Below are 5239 nucleotides of genomic sequence, written 5' to 3'. Positions count from 1 at the left end.
GCCGGAACCGTCGCACGCCGGGCACGTTGCTCCCGACAGCGCGCGTTTTGTCGCGCGAACGGAGGAAGCGATGGGCATCGAACAAGCACCGACCGCAAAGGGCAAGCAGGCGGCCGCGGGACTGAAACGGGCGGCGGCGAGGGACGAGCGCAAGACCGAGGCGGAAACCGGCCGTCCGCTTAAAAAGGGCGCGGCGCGTTTCGAGGAACGGTCGAAGAGCTCTGACGGCAAGAGCGCCGGCGCCAAACAGGAAGATTAGGCGTCTGACGTGATTGGCTGCAGGCCAAGGCCGCTGTTGGACGTGGTTTACGTCCTTTCTTGCGGCAGTGTCTATCGCCCTCCGCTATGGCTGCGGGCGTTCGAGCCTTTTGAAAGGTCCAGTGGACCTTTCAATTTGCCTGCGGCAAACCGTTCCCTCACTCCCTGACATCCTGCACCCAGCTGCGCGGGTGGCCGTCGACGCGGAACTGGAAGATGAAATAGGGCGGGATGCAGGTGCCTTTGCCGGCTTTTGCCTGCACCAGATCGTCATAGCCTGCGGTGCAGATATAGTCCTCGCGGCAGGGATGCGCCTTGTCGCAGGCGCGCAGGCCGGCGGTCTTGGTGAATTCCTTCGTGCAGAATTTGTGGTCCTTGCCCGACGCGATGCAGTCGTTGAAGCCGGTCTTGGCCAGACGTCCGCACGTCGCCTCGTCGGGAAGCTTGTCGCAGCTCGCCTTGCGCAGCATGCCACCGGGAAAGCCGCCGGTCTTCTGCTGCGGATTGTCGTAGCGCTGGCGCGCCGCGCCATAGCCGGCGAGCTTGACCGGCGGCTTCTTGTCCCGCGCCGGGTCGATAGCGCAGGCCTTGGCGGTGGTCGGCGAGATGCGGCAATATTGGTCGCTGCCCCAGCTCGACATCCTGATCTCGCCGAACTCGACGGGATCACCGACCGCGGTGCCCGCGTCACTGACGCAGGTGCCGAAGCCCGGATGGATGGCGCTTTCGTGGACACCTGCGCAGCGCAGGCCCGCACCGCAGTTCCAGTCCTTGAAACTTGCATCCTCGCCGCGATAGCAGATCGAGCCCCAGCCATTGTAGAGGTCGGTGCCTTTCAGCGCCTCGGCATATCTGGCGTCCGGACGGGCGGCGAAGCCGCGCGTAAAGTCCGGGTGACTGCCGGCGGCGAACTGCTCGACGATGGCGCGGCGGCGCGGCAGGTCGGCGAAGAACACAGCCGAGCCCGGCACGAAGACGGCGTTGCGGCGCGGCTCGCTGGCCGGATCGGCGCCGGTGTAATGAAAGCCGGCAATGCCGCGCGTCTGATGGCAACCGGTGCAACTCATCTCGTTGAGCCGCAATTTGAAGCCGGCCGCCGACTTGATGGTGGCGAGCGTATTGCCCCTGGCGACGTAGTCCTTCAGCGCCTTGTCGATGTCGGCGTCGTCGACCAGCCCGTAGACGATGTTGTTCTGCGACCGGCTGAGGCCGCCGGGTGCGACGGAGACGGCGCTCCTGGCCAGGAATTTTTCATCGATGACCAGCCGGCCGTGATCCAGATCGTAGACGTTGCGGTCGGTGAGCAGCCATCTGGCAAAGGACGGCTTGTCGGCCAGCACGGTGGCGCGGTCGATCTGGTTTTCCATCTTCGCTTCATAGAAGCTGGACGTCGCCGGATCCCATTTGAAGATCTTCAGGAGGTATTCGGCATGACCGCCGAAATCGCGCCGCGTCGAGGCAGACAGGCGCAGCACCTGCATGTTGAGTTCGAGTCGCATGATCTGCGACGAATTGAGCATGGCGCCCGACAGCGGCCCCTCGTCGGAGCGCAGCCAGGCGGCAAGCTGGTCGGGCGGCAGGTCCTTTTTTCCGGCTGCCAGCCAGCGCTGGGCAATATCGGCGCAGGACACATCGGTGGCGCCTGGCAGGTCCTTGGAGGCGCGCGCTTGTGCCTGCCTGGGTTTGGCGTTGAACACCAGGCTCATGGTCAACGGCAGCCGCGAGGAAATGCGCTGGCCCGCCTTTCCCTTCACCGGCTTTTCAGCGATCGAATAGTGGAAGCGGTAGATCAGCCGGATCTCGCCGCATTCGGTGTGGCCGAGATAGCCGCGGTCCATGCGGTTGACAACGCCGGTGAGGTCCAGCGTCGAGCCGTCGTCGTCGATGTATTTCGGATTGAATTTCTGGCTGGTGTCCTTCGATCTGGCCATGTCGGCGACATAGGGGTCCGGACTGGTCTTCGGCTCGTCGGCGATCTGCTGCTTGACTGTGTCGCGCACCGTCGCCAAAGCCGGTACCGAGAACAGACCGCGATTGTCGACCTCGCGGGTCAGGCCGAGCGCTGGCCCCAGCAGGCGGCTGATCGACAGTCCGCCGCGTTCCAATGCCTGCAAAGTGGCGGGGTCGGTGACGGCAACGCTGGAATCGAGCGTCACCGCGCCGGCTACCGGCGTGCCGAGGCAAAACAACGCCGCAATCAGCGACAGGAACGAACCGATCGTCTTCAAGCCCAATACATCCCCCATCCACGAGCAATGCTACAGGCCTTGCGCACTCTCGGCCAGAGCGGTGAGGCCGTCATGCCAGAACCGCCGCGGTCTGGAAAAATGCTGTGACTTGGAGCAACCATTGAGATAGTTGTTTGTTGGGTTGAGCCCCGCAACAACGGGGAAGTTTGCAGCGCGAGGAGTTGCCATGCTCTGGAGAGGCCGTCGTCAGAGTGACAATATCGAGGACGACCGCAGCGGCGGTGGCGGGCTCGGCGGCGGCGGTGGCCAGTTCCGCATTCCGATCGGCGGCCGCACCGGTGGCGGCGGCAGCATCTTCCTCGTCATCCTGGTGGTGCTGGCCGGATGGTATTTCGGCTTCGATCCGTCGACGATCCTGGGTGGCGGCGGCGGACTGGCGCCGGGCGGCGGCGGCCAGATTCCCGAGGACAGCGGCTCTGCTACGCCCGCCAATGATGAGATGAAGCAGTTCGTGGCGACCGTGCTGGCCGAGACCGAGGACACGTGGACCGGGATCTTCAAATCGCAGGGGCTGACATATGAGGACCCGAAGCTGGTGCTGTTCAGCGGCCAAATCCGTTCGGCCTGCGGCTCGGCATCGTCGGCCGCCGGGCCGTTCTATTGTCCGGGCGACCACAAGGTCTATCTCGATACAACCTTCTTCCAGCAACTCGACCAACAGTTCGGCGCCTCTGGCGACTTCGCCCAAGCCTATGTGATCGCGCACGAGGTAGGCCACCACGTGCAGAACTTGACGGGCATTATGTCCAAGTTCAACCAGATGCGGCAAGGCATGGACCAGGCGGAGGCCAACCAGATGTCGGTGCGCATCGAGCTGCAAGCCGACTGCTTCGCCGGCGTGTGGGCGCATTTCACCGGGCAGAAGGGCATCTTGGAGCAGGGCGATTTCGAAGAGGCGCTCAATGCTGCCCAAAAGATCGGCGACGACACGCTGCAGAAGAAGACGCAGGGCTATGTCGTACCGGAAAGCTTCAACCACGGCACCTCGCAGCAGCGGCAGACCTGGCTGGCGCGTGGTTACAAGAGCGGCAAGCTGTCGGATTGCAACACGCTGAGTGGGCCGATCTGACCAGACCGTTTTCAAGCTTCACCTGCCGGCGATGTTGTCGTCAGGGGGTGTCAGGATGACCAGATTCGGCCTGTTCCCGCATTGTTCCTTGCCGCGAGCTCGCCTATAAGCTGCGTCCGCCTGCGCCTGAGGGCGAGCAGAGGAGCTTGACCCAGCATGATCGACCCCAAAACCGCCAGACGGGGCCTTGCGCTCGTCTTCACCACGCTGCTGCTCGACATTATCGGCTTCGGCATGATCATGCCGGTGCTGCCGGCCTATCTCAGGGAATTGACCGGGGTCAGCATCAGTGGCGCGGCGATCGAAGGCGGCTGGCTGTTGTTCGTCTATGCGGCGATGCAGTTCGTCTTCGCGCCGATCATGGGTGGCTTGAGCGACCGGTTCGGGCGGCGGCCGATCCTGCTCGCATCGGTGCTGACCTTCTCCATCGACAATCTGATCTGCGCGGTCGCCTGGTCCTACCCGATGCTGTTCATCGGGCGTGTGCTGGCCGGCATTTCAGGCGCCAGCTATTCGACGACTTCAGCCTTCATCGCGGATATCTCGAACGATGAGAACCGGGCAAAGAATTTCGGCCTGCTCGGTATCGCGTTTGGCGTCGGCTTCGTCATCGGGCCGGTTCTGGGCGGGCTGCTCGGCACGTTCGGGCCGCGCGTGCCATTCTATTTCGCCGCCGGGCTCGCCTTCGTGAATTTCCTCATTGCGTTGTTTTTCCTCCCGGAAACGCTCGATGACAAGCATCGCCGCCGCTTCGAGTGGAAACGCGCCAACCCGGTCGGCACGCTGCTGCAGATGCGCCAATATCAAGGCATCGGCTGGATCGGGCTTGTCTTCTTCCTGATGACGCTCGGACACATGATGTATCCGGCGGTCTGGTCGTTCGTCTCCAGCTACCGCTATGGCTGGAGCGAGCAGCAGATCGGCTTCTCGCTCGGCGCCTTCGGCCTGTGCGGTGCGATCGTCATGGCGACGGTGCTGCCGCGCGTGATCCCGAGGCTTGGCGAGTGGAAGACGGCGGTCATCGGCCTGACATTCACGGCAGCCAGCGCCTTCGGCTACGCCTTCGCGTCGCAAGGCTGGATGATCTATGCGGTGATCGTCGTCGGCTGTCTGGAAGCGCTGGCCGATCCGCCGCTGAGGAGCCTCGCCGCCGCCAAGGTGCCGCCCTCGGCACAAGGCGAGTTGCAGGGCGCGATGACCTCGATCTTCTCGATCACCTCGATCATCACGCCGCTGCTCTATACGGCGATCTTTTCCTGGTTCACCGGGCCAAGCGCGCCGGTGACCTTCGGCGGTGCGCCCTATCTGGTCGGCGCATGTTTTCTGACGCTGGCGGTCATCGTCTTCGTCACCAAGGTGGCGAGGCCCGCGGCGCGCGCAAATGTCTCCGCCGGCGTCGCCGAAGATGGAGCGCAGGTGTGAGCCACAGCCGCATTGCGCTCACCTGGGAGGGCCATCCCAGAAGCCAGCGAGGGCCGGGCGGTGGCTTGGACATTCCGATGCGTTCGCTGTGAAGCGCCAATCGTCCTGACGCTTGCGCCGCCCCTTGTATCTGCACGAGATGATTATGTGCGATGGAAGCGATTGAGCCTCGGGCCGGATGGCCATCCGGCCCGAGGCTTGGCGAAGTCGCCCGCTGCCCCTCCGGCTACAACCGTCAATG

At 63.8% G+C, this 5239-nt stretch carries 4 protein-coding genes; 3 read left to right on the top strand and 1 reads right to left on the bottom strand.

Annotated features, from left to right (window positions below):
- Nucleotides 1-70 precede the first annotated feature (70 nt).
- Entirely contained in the window at nt 71-259 is a 189-nt protein-coding gene (locus EN984_RS21895; RefSeq protein WP_127271214.1) for a hypothetical protein, read from the top strand.
- Between the two features lie 157 nt (nt 260-416).
- On the opposite strand, the gene EN984_RS21890 is transcribed toward EN984_RS21895, so the two are convergent.
- The gene (locus tag EN984_RS21890; protein ID WP_127273483.1) at nt 417-2492 is read right to left on the bottom strand and encodes a hypothetical protein; all 2076 of its coding nucleotides are present in this window, start codon (nt 2490-2492) and stop codon (nt 417-419) included.
- Between the two features lie 181 nt (nt 2493-2673).
- Between EN984_RS21890 and EN984_RS21885 the strand changes: the two genes are divergently transcribed.
- The gene (locus EN984_RS21885) at nt 2674-3576 is read left to right on the top strand and encodes a neutral zinc metallopeptidase (protein ID WP_127383943.1); all 903 of its coding nucleotides are present in this window, start codon (nt 2674-2676) and stop codon (nt 3574-3576) included.
- A 156-nt stretch (nt 3577-3732) separates the two neighbouring features.
- Complete coding sequence (locus tag EN984_RS21880) at nt 3733-4998, top strand: TCR/Tet family MFS transporter (protein ID WP_127272755.1); 1266 nt, start codon at nt 3733-3735, stop codon at nt 4996-4998.
- The last annotated feature ends 241 nt before the right edge of the window (nt 4999-5239 follow it).

Source organism: Mesorhizobium sp. M7A.F.Ca.CA.004.12.1.1 (genome assembly GCF_003997835.1).
GTDB lineage: Bacteria > Pseudomonadota > Alphaproteobacteria > Rhizobiales > Rhizobiaceae > Mesorhizobium.
This window is presented reverse-complemented; position numbering and strand designations above follow the sequence as displayed.

Bases quoted from the DNA above. Each gene is read 5' to 3' on its own strand.
- EN984_RS21895 (WP_127271214.1), top strand. From the start codon at position 71: ATGGGCATCGAACAAGCACCGACCGCAAAGGGCAAGCAGGCGGCCGCG.
- EN984_RS21885 (WP_127383943.1), top strand. From the start codon at position 2,674: ATGCTCTGGAGAGGCCGTCGTCAGAGTGACAATATCGAGGACGACCGC.
- EN984_RS21880 (WP_127272755.1), top strand. From the start codon at position 3,733: ATGATCGACCCCAAAACCGCCAGACGGGGCCTTGCGCTCGTCTTCACC.